Origin of the sequence: Streptomyces sp. NPDC005017 (assembly GCF_042873115.1) — a bacterium.
GTDB lineage: Bacteria > Actinomycetota > Actinomycetes > Streptomycetales > Streptomycetaceae > Streptomyces.
This window is the reverse complement of record NZ_JBIALD010000019.1, coordinates 46,709-63,206: the sequence shown is the minus strand read 5'-3', so window position 1 is coordinate 63,206 and position 16,498 is coordinate 46,709. Positions and strand designations below refer to the sequence as shown.

Below are 16,498 nucleotides of genomic sequence, written 5' to 3'. Positions count from 1 at the left end.
CAACTTCCTGATCAGCGGTTCACCGACTGGATCTCCTGCACCACGACGTCCTGCTCGGCGCCGAAGGTGCCGTTGGGCAGGTCACCGCCCGCGCCGCCGGTGCCGGTCCAGGCGATCTCCCAGGTGATGGTGGCCCGGAGCTTGTAGGTGCCGTTGCCGGAGGAGCGGAGGTAGCGGAGGCCACAGGGCGGGGTCTCGTCGGCCTTGCCCTTGGCGTAGGGCTCGCCGATGGAATCGTCGGCGTTGATGGCGCACTCGCCGGAGGCCGGGTAGGTGTCGGCGTCCTTCGTGCCGGGCTCCAGCTTCAGGGCGACCGGCTTGGCGGTCGTCGTCGCCTGGATGTTGAAGCCGGGGACGTTGAGCGCCGCCGTCGCCTGGACCTCGTCGAAGACCGCCTTGTCGAGCCATGCCCACGTCGGCAGGTTCACCTTGGTCGTGCCCTCGGGGGCGAGGGTGACCTTCGTGTCGGGCAGCTGCATGTGCTGGTAGGCGAGGGCCGCGAGGATCTCCGGGGTGATCGCCTCCTCGTGCTGCGGCGGCGGAGCCTCACCGTTCTCGACCCAGAAGGGCAGGTCGTTGCACGAGCTGCGCTTGAGGATGTCGGGCTCGTCGGGGTTCTCGACGGCGGCCCAGAACATCCCCTTGCCGTCGTTCTCGACGTTGTAGTCCTTGTAGCCGGGGGTGTCGGTCCAGCCGTAGTTGTTCTCGTAGTGGCGCTTCAGCTCACTGAGCGCCGCGCCGGCGGTGCCGCCGATGCCCGGGGTGTTCATCTGGCTCTCGATGTCCTTGGACATCAGCTTCTTGAAGTCCTTGGCGCCGAGGAAGGGGGCGTACCAGCAGGGCGGGGGCGTCCAGTTGACGTCGGCGGACGTCACGTTCCCGCTGCCGCCGCCCTTGTTCACGGCTCCGGAGTACTGGATGCGGGCGGCGGCGTAGATGCCGTTGCCGTCGCCGCCGCCGGTCTGTTCGGTGCTTCCGCCCTTGCCGTAGTCCACCGGATCCGCCGCGGCGGTGTTCGCTGTCAGGACGAGGGCGCTCAGGGCCAGGGTCAGGGCAGCCGCGGTGCGGGAGCCAGGGCTCATACGCCGAGATCGGTTCACTGGCACTGCGCCGCCTCCGTCTCGACGAACACCTTGGTCGCCTGCCACAGCGTGTCACTGGTAGGGAACTTGACCATCACGATCTTGTAGTGGCCGAAGTCGTTGGGGCTGGGGTCGGACTTGAGGACCTTCCCGGTCTTGACGTCCTTGCCGTAGAACTTGCCGGTGTCGGCGCAGAAGGCGACCTCGACGGATGTGCCGTTCGGCCCGGACCTCGTGGTGAGGTCGTAGTGACGTCGAGTGCCGGTACCGGTCCAGCCGCCCTTCAGCCACTCGTTGATCTGCACCTCTCCGTAGTGGAGCGCCTCGCCGGTGGAGTAGGCGGTCAGGGCCGCGTCCTTGGTCGTGCGCTTGTCGACGCCCCGATAGATGGCGCGGAGGAAGTTCGCGGCGTCTTCCGTCGCGGCCGCCTCGTCGGCGTTCTTCGGCGCGTCCCAGTCGAACACCAGCTTCATGTCCGCAGGCAGGGACACGTCCACCCCGTCGGACTTGCCCCCCGCCGGAGCGTCGGACGGCTCCGGGGACTTGGTGGGCTTCCCGGATTCCTGGTCGGCTCCGGCGATCTTGTCGTTGTCGCCGGCCTTGTCGTCCTCGCCGCCGCATGCGGTCAGCAGCAGGGCCGAGGCGGTGGCGAGCGCGACAGCAACGGGCAAAGTGCGGCGCTTCACAGTGAGCTCCCCGTGAGACAGAAGTTCAGTCAAGAGCACAGACGGTATCGGTGCGCTTCCCGGTTTCGCCAGCGCGAACTATTCTGAAAGCAGGGGCAATTCCGGGCGTTCGGGTCCCCCGAGTGGCGCTTGTCTCCGAGCCGCGTTCAGGCGTGCGACAGTACTCCGCCACGTGTGCGCCAGCCGCATCCGCTCTAGCCTGTGCATCCGGAAAGCACTGTTCCGTTCGCTTCACGGGTGGGGAGACGAATGACCGGTAGCGCCGCTGCGGAGGCCACTGCGCGCACCGGCCGGGGTGACGAGGCCTGGCTGCGTCGGGAGGTGACTCGGTGGCTGCTGTTCAGTCTCGTGTGCGCCTGCGGTTCGCTGGGATTGGCCTGGCTCGCACCGGTGGTCCCGCTGCCCGGCCCGCTGCGTGCGGTCGCCGTACTCGTGGCCTGGGTCGTGCTGCCACTGGCGTCCGTGCTGGTGCCGCTTCTGCTGCTGCGGAGGGTTCCGCGCGGGCGGCGGAAGGTGGCATGGCAGCTTGTCGTGCCGGTCGTCGCGGGGGTGGCGCTGGGTGTGGTCGGTAAGGAAGCCGGTGACCAGGTCGCCCTGGAGGCACGGGGCAGGTGGGCCGACGTCGAGGTCGTGCGGGTGGAGAAGGCCGGGACCGATCACTGCGACCTGCGTACGGCCGACGGGCGGGAGGTCTCGCCCTCCCTCTCCGAGGGCGACGGCTGCGACGACCCGATCGCGAAGGGGGACAGGCTGCGGGTGCGCTACGACCCCGAGGGCGTCGCAGGCCCCACCGGGGATGCCGACGCCACCTCGTACGGAGGGCTGATCGCCGGTCTCTTTCTGGCCGCCGTGGCGATGGGCACCTGGGGCGGCGTGCGGCAGAGCCGGTGGAACCGGGAGTACGTCGGCTGACCTCATCGGCGGCGCTCAGCCTCTCGGGCTTCGCGTCCGAGTCGCTCCCGCCGCAGGCGGTCAGTACGGCCGTGAGGGACAGCACGGAGGCTGCGGTCAGGGCGACGCGCTTCATGGGGGCTCCTTCGGGTGGGGGCGAGCTTGTGCGTACGGCCACAGTCACAGGTGCAGCTACAGCCGCAGCTACAGCCACAGTCACGGCCCACTGCCACTGCTGCAGCCACAGTCACAGCCACGTCAGCGACACCGGTAGCTGTTGCGAACAGGAGCGCGAGCCTGCCCGAGAGATGCCCGTCGATCGCGCCTCGGACAGCGATCCCGACCGGGCGACATGCGCTCAACTCCGCCCAATCCGAACCGCGTTCCGCGCCCCGACCGCACGCGGGCGCTCTACTCACGCCTTTCCCTTGTGCGAAACGACGTCCCCCGTGAGGCGGGTTGTCCAAGTGCCCTGCCGTACCGCGTCGCTGAAAGCGGTGAATCCCCCTCTGCCGGCGTCCATCCCTTCGTGAGCGATTCGTGCAGGCCTGATGGTCGCGCCGTGACGAACCCCGCGTCCGCTCCGTCACAGCCCTGTGCGAGGACGGTGCGGATACGGCAACAGCTTCGCTGACGCACAGCACGAGGAGTGCCGGAAGGCCCCGTGCGAAAGGGGGCGGGCGCGGCGGAATTGCAGAGGGATAAGGGTGGGCCGGGTGAACCCCTAGGTCCCGGACGCGCCTTGAGGGGCGTATGGGCGGCTGATACGGTGCCATGGCTTGACACTCACCCCAGCGCTGGCTATTCGGCCAGGTCGCGCAGTACGTCCGGCTCATCCGGTGAGGGTGACTCCAGGCGGTCGCTGGTGAAGTGTCCGGAAACGCAGAGTATTTGGCAGTCAGTGTCTTGGGTGTACGGGGAGCAGTCGCGTGAAGATCCAAGAGCGTGCGGGGGCGGGCGCCGGTCGTACCGCCGTTCCGGCTCAGCCGTCGGTCGGTGACCGGCTTCCCACTCCGCCTCGCGAGCGCAAACCCGCACTGGCCGCACTCGCCGTGCTGCTGATCCTGGTCGGCGCGCTCGGCGCGACGATGCTGGTGCTGCGCGCGGGCGACCGGATCGAGGTCGTGAAGGTCACCGCCGACATCCAGGCCGGTGAGTCCGTCTCCGACTCCGACGTGTCGTCCGTGATGGTCGCCGCCGACGACGGCATCAACTACATCCGCTGGGAACAGCTCGACAGCCTCAAGAAGCTGAAGGCCAAGTCCACCATCTACGAGGGCACGGTCGTGATGGGGCAGATGTTCACCGAGGGCGAGAGCCTGCCGGCGGGCAAGGCCGCCGTGGGCGTGGCCCTGAAGGAGGGCCAGTACCCGGGGGACATCAACGCCGGTGACACCGTGGCCGTCTACAACGTGGACGCCGCCGAGGGCGGTTCGTCCGGCGCCGGCGCCTCCTCCGGTCCGACGTCGTCCGGTGGGCTTCTGACCGACGACGCGAAGATCGCCACCACGGCGACCAAGAGCGACTCCACCGTGACGACCGGCAGCCTCTCCCTGACGCTGCTCGTGGATGAGGCCGACGCCGCCGCCGTCACGCGGGCCGCGTCCGCCGGCGCCGTCGCCGTCGTGCACGTCCCCGGCAACTAGAAGGCAGGGCACCGCAAGCCATGGCGCTCATCGCTCTCGCCGCCGACAAGGGTTCGCCCGGCGTCACCACCGCGGCCGTCGCCCTCGCGGCGGTCTGGCCGCGTCGCGTCCTGCTCGCCGAGACCGACCCGGCGGGCGGTGACCTGGTGTACCGGTCGGCCGCCGCGCACGGCGGGCCGCTCAACCCGAACACCGGCATGCTGTCCATCGCCGCCACCGCGCGGCGCGGCCTGGTGCCGGACCAGCTCTGGGACCACGTACAGCCGTTGAGCGGTGGTCTCGACGTGCTCGTCGGACTCGGTATCGCCGAGCAGGCCGCCGGTCTCACCGGACTGTGGCCGACCCTGGGCCGCGCCTTCGCCTCGCTCGGTGACTCGCCCGACGCGCCCGCCGACGTCATCGCCGACTGCGGGCGCATCAGCGGCGACACCCCCGCCGTGGAACTGTTCCCGCACGCCGCGCTGGTGCTGCTGGTCTCCCGTACCGAACCCGAGGCCATCGCCCGGGTGCGCGACCGGGCCGCCGCGCTGTCCGCGAAGCTGCACGGCGGTGCGCGCGGCGCCGCGAGCCTCGGGATGCCCATGATCGGCGTGGTGCTGATCGCCGACCCGGGCAGCGCGGCCAAGATCGCGGGCCAGGTCAACGACATGCTCGTGCACGCGCAGACCGGCGCCCGGGTGGTCGGCACCATCGCCGACGACGCGGCGGGCGCCGACCAGCTCGCCGGGCGCCGTCGCGGCCGTCTCGACAAGTCGCTGCTCATCCGCTCGGCGCGCAAGGTCACCGCGGACCTCTACCAGCAGTACGGCGCCGCCTGGACGATGCCCGGACAGGCCCCGCAGGGAGCCGGCCGATGACCGCTGTCGACCACCAGCTGGTCAAGCGGTTCCGCCAGGACGCCGGTGACCGTATCGCCGAGCAGCGGCGACAGGACCAGGTCAGCAGTGTCACCCCGATGTCCGGCGAGGACGAACGGCACTACGCCCGCGCGGTCATAGCCCAGATACTGGAGGAGTACGCCCGCCAGGAGATCAACGCCGGGCGTACGCCGCTGGACGCCGAGACCGAGGAGCAGTACGCGGCCGCCGTGCACGCCGCGCTGTTCGGCGTCGGCCGGCTCCAGCCGCTGCTGGACGACCCCGAGGTCGAGAACATCGACATCAACGGCTGCGACCAGGTCTTCGTCGGATACGCCGACGGCCGCGAGGTGCGCGGCGAACCGGTCGCCGAGACCGACGAGGAACTCGTCGAGCTGATCCAGGTGCTGGGCGCCTACAGCGGTCTGTCCTCCCGGCCCTTCGACTCCGCCAACCCCCAGCTCGACCTGCGGCTGCCCGACGGCTCACGGCTGTCGGCCGTCATGGACGTCGCCCGCCGGCCCGCGCTGTCCATCCGCCGCGCGCGCCTGGGCAAGGTCTTCATCTCCGACCTCGTCGGCAACGGCACGGTCTCCCCGGAGATCGGCCACTTCCTCGCCTGCGCGGTGCGCGCCCGCAAGAACATCATGATCGCGGGCGCCACCAACGCCGGCAAGACGACCCTGCTGAGGGCCCTCGCCAACGAGATCCCGCCCCACGAACGCCTCATCACCGTCGAGCGAGCCCTGGAGCTCGGCCTCGACACGTTCACCGAACTCCACCCGAACGTCGTGGCGTTCGAGGAGCGGCTGCCCAACTCCGAGGGCCAGGGCGCCATCACCATGGCCGAACTGGTCCGCCGCTCCCTGCGGATGAACCCCTCGCGGGTCATCGTCGGCGAGGTGCTCGGCGACGAGATCGTCACCATGCTGAACGCGATGTCCCAGGGCAACGACGGCTCGCTGTCCACGATCCACGCCAACAGCTCCAGCGAGGTGTTCAACCGCATCTCGACCTACGCGCTCCAGGCCTCGGAACGGCTGCCCATCGAGGCCAGCCAGATGCTGATCGCGGGCGCGGTGAACTTCGTGGTGTTCATCCAGCGCCGCAACGACTTCCAGACGGGCGGCCGGCTCCAGCGCATGGTGACCTCCGTACGCGAGGTCAACGGCGTCGACGGCCGCGTGCTGTCCAGCGAGGTGTTCACCGAGACGCCGGACGGCAGGGTCGTGCCGCACGCGCCGATCGCCTGCCTCGACGACCTGATCGCGCAGGGCTACCGGCCCTCGGGATCATGGGGGTGACACGCCGATGACGACGACACTCGCGGCACTGGGCCAACTCGGCTCCATGGGCGGCCTGTTCTCCACCACCGTGCTGTACTCCATCGGCAGCGGGGTCGCCGTCGGCGGCGGCCTCGCCCTGCTGCTGGTGGCCGTACGGGGGCTGCCCGCCAAGCCCGAGCACGAGAAGCAGAAGGCGTCCGAGCGGGCGAACGAGCTGATCCGGTTCGCCGGGCGGCGCGGCTCGCTGGCCGCCCTCGTCGGCCTCGCCGTACTGCTCCTCACCCGCTGGGCGGTGGCCGGTATCGCGGCCGGTGTGCTCGTCTTCCTCTGGGACCGCCTCTTCGGCGGCGCCCGCGAGGAACGGGCCGCCATGCGCCGCGTGGAGGCCCTCGCCTCCTGGACGGAGTCCCTGCGCGACACCATCGCCGGCGCGGTCGGCCTGGAGCAGGCCATCCCGGCCTCCGCGCGCGCCGCGGCCCCGGTGCTGCGCCCGCACCTCGACGCCCTCGTCGACCGGCTCCGCGCCCGCACCCCGCTGCCCGACGCGCTCCAGGTGCTCGCGGACGAGATCGACGACGCCTCCGCCGACATCATCGTCGCCGCGCTCATCCTCAACGCCCGGCTGCGCGGCCCCGGTCTGCGCCAGGTCCTCGGCGCGCTCGCCAAGTCGGCCCGTGAGGAGGTCGACATGCGCCAGCGCGTGATGGCGCAGCGCGCCTCCACACGCCGCTCGGTGCAGATCGTCGTCGCGGTCTCGATCGCCTTCGTCCTCGGACTGTCCGTGTTCAACCGCGAGTTCGTGGAGCCGTACGGCACGGCCGTCGGCCAGCTCGTCCTCACCTGCGTCTGCGCCCTGTTCGGCCTCGGCTTCTGGTGGCTGCGCAAGCTGTCCACCATCGAGACGCCCGAACGCTTCCTGGTGCGCGACGAGTCGTCGGTGCGCTTCGTGCGTCCCCGGACGCCGTCCCCGGCATCGCCGCCGCCGCCGGCGTCGCCGTCCACGGAGGAAGGGGTACGGCGATGAGCCTGACCATGCCGATCGTCGTCGGGGTCATCCTGGGTCTGGGCGTGTACGCCCTGATCCGCGCCCTGATGCCGACCAGGCGCAGCGCTGTCGCCCAGGTCGCGCGGATCGACGCGATGCGGGCACGCGGGGCGGCGTACGAGTCGGCCCGACGGGGCGAGGACACCGGCCGGTTCGCCTCGCTGCGTGCCGAAGTCGGTGTCCGGGTGGCCGAGTTCTTCGTGCAGCAGGGGTGGGAGCAGCGCTCGCTGCGGGCCGACCTCGCGGTGCTGGACCGCAGTTGGGAGAAGTTCCTCGCGACGAAGGTGCTGCTGGGGGCGACGGGTCTGGTCTTCGGCCCGTTCCTCTTCGCCGTGGCGTGGACGCTGGGCGTCGGCAGGAGCCCGGTCGTCCCGGTGTGGCTGGCGCTGCTGTGCGCGGCCCTGTTCTTCTTCCTGCCCGATCTGGAGGTCCGGCGGGACGCCGCGGAGAAGCGCCGCGACCTGCGCCGGGTCATCGGGGCGTATCTGGACCTGGTGTCGATGAGCCTCGCGGGCGGCCGCGGTCTGCCCGAGGCGCTGCTTGCGGCCGCCGAGGTCTCCGACGGCTGGGCCACGCAGCGCATCCGCAACGCCCTCGCCGACGCCCGGATCACCGGCATCAGCCAGTGGCAGGCACTCGGCCAGCTCGGTGAGGAACTGGGCGTGGAGGAACTGAAGGACCTGTCGGCCTCGCTGGCCCTCGTCGCGGACGACGGCGCCAAGGTCCGTGAGTCCCTGGCCTCCCGTGCCGAGACCATGCGCCACCGTGAGCTGGCCGAGATCGAGGGCAGCGCGGGCGAGAAGTCGCAGTCGATGCTCGTCGCGCAGCTGCTGCTGTGCGCCGGCTTCCTGGTGTTCCTGATCTTCCCGGCGGCGATGCGGGTGTTCCAGGTGTGATGTCTCCCTTGCCGCCCGCCCCGATCTCCAGCCGAGTCGAGAGGAAAGAACCCTCATGAACGCACTTAAGACCACGACCCAGGACGTCCGCACCGGCATCCCGGCGGTGGACTTCCTCGTCACCTTCCTGCGCGCCCGTGTCGAGCGCGCCCGCTCCGGCGAGCTCGACCGCGGCGCCTCCGCGGTGGAGTGGGTCATCATCTCCGCGGTCGTCGTGGCGATCGTCGGTGTCGTCGCCGCCATCATCAACGCCGCGCTGAGCGAGGGCGCGACCAAGGTGGGCGACTGCATCAAGGGCGCGGACGCCGGCAAGACCTGCTGACGGCCGCGGGATCGACGGGGGTTGTGCTGGTGCGCGTGGTTCGCTGGTTGCGCCGCAGGACGGAGACGGTGTCCGCCCGCGGCGACTCCGGCATGACCGCGATCGAGTTCGTGCTGCTCACGCCGGTGCTGTTCTTCATGATCTTCGCGACGGTGCAGTTCGCGCTGTACTTCTTCGCCGATCACGTCGCCCAGGCCGCCGCCCAGGCCGGCGCGCGCAAGGCCCGTGCCACGGCCGACCAGCAGCCGGGCGGCTGGCGGGGCGAGGCGCGGGACGTGGTCGACTCCTACATCGCCCAGCTGGGCCCGCAGCTCGTGCTCTCCCCGGACGTGCGGATGCTCCAGCCGGAGCAGAACACGGTCGGCGTGGAGATCACCGCGCGGGTGCCCACCGTGTTCCCCGGCCTGGACCTGACGGTGCACGCGCGGTCGTCGGGCCCGGTGGAACGGTTCGTGCCGGAAGGGGAGAATCCGTGACGGCGGCAAGGCGTGCCGGCGCGCCGGAAGGCGGTCCCGCACGCGCGGCAGGGACCGGGAGCGCGAGGCTGTCGGTCTCAGGGTCCGACGAGGGGCTGTCCACCGTCGAAGTGGTCATCCTGGCCCCCGTGATGATCATGTTCATCCTGGTCCTGGTCGCCTTCGGGCAGCTGGTCGACGGGCGCGGCGCGATCGACGGCGCCGCCCGTGACGCGGCCCGTGCCGGGTCCATCCAGAAGGACCACGCGACGGCGATGGCCGAGGCGCGGAAGGCTGCGCGGGCAAACCTGGAAGACGTGTGCTCCGGCCCGGTCTCCGTCCGCCAGACCAGCCCCGGCTTCGAGCCGGACACCTTCTTCACGGTCGAGGTCAGCTGCGAGGTGCGCGGTCTGGCGATGCTGGGCCTGGACATCCCGACCACCCTCTCGGCGAGCTTCAGCTCACCGCTGGACCCGTTCCGGAGGACGGCGTGAGGACGTGGCTGCCGAGGCTGCGGGCGACGGTGTCCCGCCGGCCGATGCTGGACGACCGGGGCTCGGGCGCGGGCGCGGTGATCATCTTCGCGCTGGTCTTCCTGTCGCTCTCCGCCTTCGTGATCGACGGCGGCCTGTCGATCTCCAAGCGGGAGCGGGCGGCGGACATCGCGGAGCAGGCCGCCCGCTACGCCGCCCAGGACATCGACCGCGAGGCGCTCTACGACAACGAGGGCGGCCCGGCGCCGATCAACTTCGAGAACTGCGACGTCCGGGTCAAGGCCTTCGCCCGTGAGATGGACATGACCGGCGCGGACATCGCCGCGTCCCACTGCGTGGTGGCCGACGCGGCCCAGGTCGAGGTGGAGATCCAGCTGACGTACTCCCCGGTCCTCACCGGCATGTTCTACGGCGGCGACGTGGTCGTCCACGGCCAGGCGGTGGCGGAGAACGAGGTGGGCTGACGCGGGGTTCCTGCTCCGCCCCGGGACCGGGCGGTCGACCGCCGAGGTGCGCTCAGCCGTCACGCGGGACGCTCCGCCCGCGGGTCCCGGAGCAGGCGGTAGCCGACGACGGCGTCGCACGGCCGCCCGGGGACGAGGGGCGCGGGCGCGGCGCGGATCCGGCAGGCGCCGAGGCCGGGCAGGGGCCGCCGTGAGCCGGGGCGGGCGGCGGGGTCACGAGGTGGCCGGCCGGCCGAGGTCCAGGCCCAGGTCCCGGGTCGCGATCTCGACGAGCCGTGCCTCCGGGACCCGGGGCGCGGCGTGACCGTGCTCGCGGACGTGGTCGACGAACGCGACGGGGAGGGCCAGATGGTACGTGGCGAGGTAGTACGGCAGATCCTCGCGCCAGAGCCAGGTGCCGTCCGTGTACAGCGAGCCGATGCCCGTGAGGCAGGGCGCCCCGGGGTCGAGCACGTCAGGACCCGCGCTCGTCTCGCTCCACAGACCCGCCCCTTGGCGCAGGTAGGCGACGATCAGATGCTCGTCGGGCTCGCCCGCCGGACGGACGGCGTCCCGGATCGATCCGTCGACGGGCAGCCCCCAGCCGGGGGCGAGTTCGGTGAAGAAGCCCACGGGCCGGAGCCGGGAGGTCACTTGTCCTTCTTCCCGCCCCGCTTGTCCTCGACCTTCATCGCGTCGTTGACCTGCTTCGCGAGGTCGTCGTCCAGCTTCTTGAACTCGCGATGGACCGCGTCGGACATGTCCGAGAGCGCGTCGAGCTGCTGGGAGATGTCCTCGCGGCCGTCCTCCCAGTTGTCCTCGAAGTCGCCGAGAGCGGAGTTCACGGTGCCGTCGCCGATGTCGTCGGCGTAGGACTGGAACATCTTCTTGGTGTGGTTCATACGGCTCTTGATGGACCGCAGCCGGCGACCGAAGTCCTCCAGTTCGGTCAGCGGCAGTGACAGGTCGCTCTTGCCCTGGCCCATGCGCCCCCGTCCCCGGTGTCGTTCGTAGGCTCGTCACTAGGCTGATCGCACCGTACAACGAAACGATGTCCGTACGGAGGATCCGAGGAACGGGGGAGTACGGAGTCATGGCCCGGTACATGGAGGCGCTCACCGTCGAACGCGGCGGATTCCGGATCGACGTGCCGGAGACGTGGTGGGAGTTCGACGTGCGCCCCGACTCGCGCGACGACTCCATCCGCAGGATGGTGAGCGAACGGATCGCGACCAGGCCCGAGCTCGCGCAGTACCGCGACGTGTACACGGAGTTCCTGCGCAAGGCGGCCGCGGACGCCTGGAAGTCCGGTGCCCTGTACTGCGGCTGCATGGCGGAGAGCTTCGGCGGGGACACGCCGATCACCGGCTCGGTCACGGTCTCCCTGGTCGGCGGCCGCTCGGCATCCGGCGAACCGCTGCCGACGGACCCTTCCGCCATCGTGAGTCAGCTCGCGGTGAAGGAGGCCAGGAAGGAAGGAGACTCCTGGCGCAAGGTCACGACCGTCGACATCCCCGGCGTGGGCCAGGCGGCGCGGACGTACGGCGTCGAGGACATCACCGTCCCCGACGACGCGCTCAGGCGCACGGTCCGGGCGGTGCTGATGCAGACGTTCATCCCGGTCCCCGGGCAGGAGGGGAAGGTCGCCCTGGTGGCGGGGAGCAGCCAGGTGCTGGACCTGGCGGACGCCTTCTTCGACATCTTCGACGCGATCACCTCGACGTTCCGCTTCGCCGAGCAGGCGGGTGACGGGCAACGGCGTCCCGTGTAAATTCGCTCGTGCGTACGACTGTTGGTGATGCGCACGTGACGGGGGTTGCGGTATGGCAGGGCATCGGCCCACGGACTGGCACGTGCTGGATCTGGAGAAGGATCCGGTGCCCGGGGATCCGCAGCGGGTGCGTCAACTGGCGGGCACGTTGCACGACTTCGCGGACGATGTCTCGGGCGCGTTGCGTCTGGTGAAGGGCATGGCGGGGGAGTCGACGCTCGCGGAGTGGGCGGGCAGGTCGGCGGAGGTGTTCAAGGAGGACTTCGCCGATGTCCCGAAGAACCTGAGGAAGCTGGAGAAGTCGTACGCGCTGTGCGGTGACGCGCTGGCGGACTACTGGCCGAAGCTGGAGCGGGCGCAGGCGCTGGCGGACCGGGCGCTGGTGAGGGGGCGGGAGGCGCGGGCGGATCTGTCGTCGGCCAAGTCCCGTCTGGAGTCGGCGGATTCGTGGGTGACGCGGGCGGGGAGGGAATCCGACAAGTACAAGGACGATCCCACCGGCAGCAAGGCCGTGGAGAAGCCGGACGAGGCCAAGGTCCGTGCCGCGGCCCGGGACGTACGGCACGCGGAGGCGGCGCGGTCCTCGGCCCGGTCGGACGTGTCGGCCGCGCAGAGTGCGCTGGACGCGGCGAAGCGGATGGCCGAGGACGCGCGGAGTCTGCGTCAGGAAGCGGCCCGGACCGCGAAGTCGAAGATCGACGAGGCGTCGGACGCGGGGATCCGGAACCGGTCGTGGTGGGAGGAGATCGGCGACTGGTTCGTCGACAACTGGGACACCATCGTCGCCGTCTGCAAGGTCGTCGTGGGTGTCCTCGGGATCGTCGTGATGATCATCGGTGGGCCCATCCTCGGTGCGATCGTGCTGATCGCCGCGCTCGTCGTCCTCGCGGACACCCTCTACAAATACTCCCAGGGCAGAGCGTCCCTGTGGGACGTGGCGTTCGCGGCACTGGGCTGCATCCCCGCTTTCAAGGGGCTGACGACACTGGGCGGACTCGCCAGGGGTCTCAAGGGCGGCATGGCCGCGATGAAGGGGGTCAGGGGTGGCCTGAAGGGCATGGGACTGGCCGTGCGTGGCCTGGGCAAGAACGCCCGTACCGTGGTCACCGACGGAGCCAAGGGCGCCTACAACCGTGCCAGGAACCTCGTGAAGTCCAAAGGCAGCGACCCCGTCGACATGGCTTCCGGCGCGATGTACCTGCCACAGGTCGACGTGGAGCTGCCGGGCCTGCTGCCCCTGGCGTTCACCCGCCGGGTGGCGTCCGACTACCGTTGCGGCTGGTGGTTCGGGCCGACCTGGGCCTCCACCGTCGACCAGCGTCTCGAAGTCGACGAGACGGGCATCGTCCTCGTCACCGCGGACGGTCTGCTCCTCGCCTACCCGCACCCCTCCCACTCGCGGGTTCCCGTCCTTCCGGAAGCCGGCCCCCACCGCCCGCTGACCCGTCTCGACGACGGCGGCTATCGGCTCGAAGACCCGCTGACCGGCCACACCCACCACTTCGCTCGCCCCCGCGTGGACGGCATCGCCCCGCTGACACGCGTCAGCGACCGCAATCGGCACACGGTCACCTTCGACTACGACGAGTACGGCACCCCTCTGGCGATCCGCCACTCCGGCGGCTATCACCTCAAACTCACCACCGACGACGGAAGGGTCACGGCCCTGAGTCTGGCCGGGGCGGCGGAGGACGGCACCGACGTCGTCATCAAGCGCTACGGCTACACGGACGGCAGCCTCACCTCCGTCGCCAACTCGTCCGGACTGGCGCTTCGGTTCACCTACGACGAACGCCTGCGGGTCACCTCCTGGCAGGACACCAACGACCGGCGCTACTTCTACTCGTACGACGACCGGGACCGGTGTCTCGGCGAGGGCGGAGAGGCCGGGCACATCGCGATCAGCCTGGCCTACGACGGGACCGATCCCGCCTGGCCCGGCTGCCGCGTCACCACCCTCACCGCCGCAGACGGTTCCGTCTCCCGCTTCGTCGTCGACGACCGGTGCCTGGTCGTCGCCGAGACCGACGCGCTGGGCGGCACGGTCACCACGGCCTATGACGCGCATCAGCACGTCAGCGGGACAACGGATCAGCTCGGCCATCGCACGGCCTTCGCGTACAACGAGGCGGGGCAACCGGTCGCCGTGACCCGCCCCGACGGGGCGGCCTGGCGCGCCGCCTATGACGACGGGCACCAGCCGACGTCGATCGTGCTGCCGGACGGCTCCGTCTGGCGGTACGCCTACGACGACCGCGGAAACGTCGTCGCCGTCACGGACCCGGTCGGTGCGATGACCCGCTTCGCGCGCGGGAGGGACGGCAGTGTCGTCGAGGTCCTGGACGCGTCCGGCCGTACCGCTTCGTACACGCACAACGCGGCCGGCCTGCCGCTCACGGTGACGGACGGTCTCGGGAACACCACGCGCTACACCTACAACGCCTTCGGTCTGACCACTGCCGTGACCGATGCGCTCGGCCACGAGACCCGCCTGGAACGGACCGTCGAAGGGCTGCCGACCAGGCGCGTCGACCCCGACGGGTCGCACGAGTCGTGGGAGTACGACGGCGAGGGCAACTGCGTTCGCCACGTCGATGCGATCGGCCAGGAGACCACGTTCGAGTACACCCACTTCGACCGGCTCAGTGCCCGCACCGGCCCGGGAGGCGCGCGGTTCACCTTCCGGCACGACGCGGCACTGCGTCTCACAGCCGTGACCGACCCGCAGGGCCTGACGTGGAACTACACCTACGACGCGGCCGGGCGACTGCTGACCGAGACGGACTTCGACGGCCGTACCACCCGCTACACCCACGACGCCGCCGGTCGTCTGACGGCGCGGACCAACGCGCTCGGGCAGAGCGTCCGGTACCTGCGTGACGCCCTGGGACAGATCACCGCCAAGGAGGCCGACGGCGCGACCACCGCCTACACGTACTCGGCGAACGGTTCTCTGACCGGGGCCGTCGGCCCGGACAGCAGCCTGCACGTGGAACTCGACGCCCTCGGCCGGCGTCTCACGGAGACGGTCGACGGCCGGACCATGACCTTCGCCTACGACGCCGCCGGGAATCGGACGCTGCGCACGACACCGTCGGGCGCCCGCAGCACCTGGGAGTACGACGACGCCGGACGTACCGCCAGGCTGGGCACGGGCGGGCACACCATCGACTTCGCGCACGACGCGGCGGACCGCGAGATCACGCGCAGAGTGGACGACGCGCTCGTCCTCTCCCGCGGCTACGACAGCCTCGACCGTCTGGTCCGGCAGACGAGCGCCGCCCAGGGCGGCCGACCGATCTCCGAGCGTTCCTACACCTACCGCCCCGACGGCTACCTCATGGCGACGGAGGACTCCCGAACCGGCGGCCGCCGGTTCGATCTCGACCCCACGGGCCGCGTCACAGCCGTGCACGCCGCCGGCTGGAGCGAGCGCTACGCCTACGACTCCGCGGGCAACCAGACAGAGGCCGACTGGCCGGCGAGGCATCCCGGCCACGAGGCCGTCGGAGCACGCGAGTACACCGGCACCCGGCTCACGCGGGCCGGCGGCGTCCACTACGAGTACGACGCCCAGGGCCGCGTGATCCTGCGACGCAGGACCCGGCTCTCCCGCAAGCCCGACGTCTGGCGCTACGAGTGGGACGCCGAGGACCGGCTCAGGAGCGTCACCACGCCGGACGGCAGCCGCTGGCGCTACACCTACGACCCGTTGGGCCGTCGGACGGCGAAGCTCCGGCTCGGCGCCGACGGGGAGAGCGTGCTGGAGCGCACCGTCTTCGCCTGGGACGGCAACACCCTCTGCGAACAGACCACCGGACAGGGCGACACGGGCGGTCGCACCACACTCACCTGGGATCACGATGGACTGTCCCCGCTGAGCCAGAGCGAGCGGATCTGGGCGGCCGAAGCACCGCAGGAGACCATCGACGAGCGGTTCTTCGCCATCGTCACCGATGTCGTCGGTACCCCGACCGAGCTGGTCTCACCGGACGGTGAGGTCGCCTGGCACACGCAGTCCACCCTCTGGGGGTCCACAGTCTGGAACCGCGGCGCGAGTGCGTACACACCGCTGCGATTCCCCGGCCAGTACCACGACCCGGAGACCGGTCTTCACTACAACCATCACCGCTACTACGATCCCGAGACCGCTCGCTACACCAGTCCCGATCCGCTGGGTCTGCTCCCGGCGCCCAACCCCGTCACCTACGTCCACAACCCCCACAGCTGGTCCGATCCGCTCGGCCTCGCCCCTCTCTGTCATCAGCACGGCGGTGACACGGGCAGTCCCGAAGGGCTCGGGCTTCTCCCGGGCCCCGCGCCCCAGAAGGCGACGGACATGCTGAACCAGGTCAACGCGAGGCCGGGAGGGATCGGGAAGGTCGACGGATACCATGGCAACGCGAACTGGGGTAACAACAAGAACGCCCTGCCGGGCGGCAAGTACAAGGAATGGGACGTCAACGCCAAGACCGACCTTCCGCAGTGCAGCGCGCCCGGCTGCGGCAAGGAGATCAGAGGTCCTGAACGACTCCTGACGCCCAAGGACGGTCCCGGTCCCGCGTACTACACACCAGACCACTACGGAACCTTCTACTACGTCGGTGAATTCACAGGGTGATCC

At 70.5% G+C, this 16,498-nt stretch carries 16 protein-coding genes; 12 read left to right on the top strand and 4 right to left on the bottom strand.

Annotation, left to right across the window (positions count from 1 at the left end; all coding sequences use genetic code 11):
• Positions 1-11: 11 nt before the first annotated feature.
• On the bottom strand, positions 12-1,082 hold the full coding sequence (locus tag ACFYR0_RS26175) for a hypothetical protein (RefSeq protein WP_389332780.1): 1,071 nt from the start codon (positions 1,080-1,082) through the stop codon (positions 12-14).
• 14 nt (positions 1,083-1,096) lie between these two features.
• Entirely contained in the window at positions 1,097-1,768 is a 672-nt protein-coding gene (locus ACFYR0_RS26170) for a hypothetical protein (RefSeq protein ID WP_389332777.1), read from the bottom strand.
• Between the two features lie 249 nt (positions 1,769-2,017).
• Between ACFYR0_RS26170 and ACFYR0_RS26165 the strand changes: the two genes are divergently transcribed.
• The 10 genes from ACFYR0_RS26165 (at position 2,018) to ACFYR0_RS26120 (ending at position 10,124) form a co-directional block, all read left to right on the top strand.
• Positions 2,018-2,680 carry a hypothetical protein gene (locus tag ACFYR0_RS26165; RefSeq protein ID WP_389332774.1) on the top strand — a complete coding sequence of 221 codons (663 nt, stop codon included), beginning with the start codon at positions 2,018-2,020 and terminating at the stop codon, positions 2,678-2,680.
• 908 nt (positions 2,681-3,588) lie between these two features.
• Complete coding sequence (locus ACFYR0_RS26160; RefSeq protein WP_389332771.1) at positions 3,589-4,305, top strand: hypothetical protein; 717 nt, start codon at positions 3,589-3,591, stop codon at positions 4,303-4,305.
• Between the two features lie 20 nt (positions 4,306-4,325).
• Positions 4,326-5,162, top strand: a complete 837-nt coding sequence (locus ACFYR0_RS26155; protein ID WP_389332768.1) for a hypothetical protein — start codon at positions 4,326-4,328, stop codon at positions 5,160-5,162.
• Positions 5,159-6,466, top strand: a complete 1,308-nt coding sequence (locus tag ACFYR0_RS26150; RefSeq protein WP_389332765.1) for a CpaF family protein — start codon at positions 5,159-5,161, stop codon at positions 6,464-6,466. The genes ACFYR0_RS26155 and ACFYR0_RS26150 overlap by 4 nt, the downstream gene beginning before the upstream one ends.
• Before the next feature lie 46 nt (positions 6,467-6,512).
• Positions 6,513-7,472: a type II secretion system F family protein gene (locus ACFYR0_RS26145; protein WP_389333054.1), complete on the top strand. Its 960-nt coding sequence runs from the start codon at positions 6,513-6,515 to the stop codon at positions 7,470-7,472.
• Complete coding sequence (locus ACFYR0_RS26140) at positions 7,469-8,389, top strand: type II secretion system F family protein (RefSeq protein ID WP_389332762.1); 921 nt, start codon at positions 7,469-7,471, stop codon at positions 8,387-8,389. Before ACFYR0_RS26145 ends, ACFYR0_RS26140 begins: the two co-directional genes overlap by 4 nt.
• A 55-nt stretch (positions 8,390-8,444) precedes the next feature.
• A complete protein-coding gene (locus ACFYR0_RS26135) occupies positions 8,445-8,711 on the top strand; it encodes a hypothetical protein (RefSeq protein ID WP_389332759.1) in 267 nt (88 codons plus the stop codon).
• 23 nt (positions 8,712-8,734) lie between these two features.
• Positions 8,735-9,187 carry a TadE family protein gene (locus ACFYR0_RS26130; RefSeq protein WP_389332756.1) on the top strand — a complete coding sequence of 151 codons (453 nt, stop codon included), beginning with the start codon at positions 8,735-8,737 and terminating at the stop codon, positions 9,185-9,187.
• A gap of 68 nt (positions 9,188-9,255) precedes the next feature.
• Positions 9,256-9,660 carry a TadE/TadG family type IV pilus assembly protein gene (locus ACFYR0_RS26125; protein WP_389333051.1) on the top strand — a complete coding sequence of 135 codons (405 nt, stop codon included), beginning with the start codon at positions 9,256-9,258 and terminating at the stop codon, positions 9,658-9,660.
• A 44-nt stretch (positions 9,661-9,704) separates the two neighbouring features.
• The gene (locus tag ACFYR0_RS26120; protein WP_389333048.1) at positions 9,705-10,124 is read left to right on the top strand and encodes a pilus assembly protein TadG-related protein; all 420 of its coding nucleotides are present in this window, start codon (positions 9,705-9,707) and stop codon (positions 10,122-10,124) included.
• A gap of 213 nt (positions 10,125-10,337) precedes the next feature.
• Here the strand turns inward: ACFYR0_RS26120 and ACFYR0_RS26115 are convergent, their stop codons facing one another.
• Positions 10,338-10,757, bottom strand: coding sequence for a hypothetical protein (locus ACFYR0_RS26115; RefSeq protein WP_389332753.1), 420 nt, complete (start codon positions 10,755-10,757; stop codon positions 10,338-10,340).
• The gene (locus tag ACFYR0_RS26110) at positions 10,754-11,089 is read right to left on the bottom strand and encodes a hypothetical protein (RefSeq protein WP_389332750.1); all 336 of its coding nucleotides are present in this window, start codon (positions 11,087-11,089) and stop codon (positions 10,754-10,756) included. Before ACFYR0_RS26110 ends, ACFYR0_RS26115 begins: the two co-directional genes overlap by 4 nt.
• Positions 11,090-11,196: 107 nt before the next feature.
• Here ACFYR0_RS26110 and ACFYR0_RS26105 point away from each other — a divergent pair, with 107 nt between their 5' ends.
• The gene (locus ACFYR0_RS26105; RefSeq protein WP_389332747.1) at positions 11,197-11,874 is read left to right on the top strand and encodes a hypothetical protein; all 678 of its coding nucleotides are present in this window, start codon (positions 11,197-11,199) and stop codon (positions 11,872-11,874) included.
• 52 nt (positions 11,875-11,926) lie between these two features.
• Positions 11,927-16,495: an RHS repeat-associated core domain-containing protein gene (locus ACFYR0_RS26100; RefSeq protein WP_389332744.1), complete on the top strand. Its 4,569-nt coding sequence runs from the start codon at positions 11,927-11,929 to the stop codon at positions 16,493-16,495.
• Positions 16,496-16,498 lie beyond the last annotated feature (3 nt).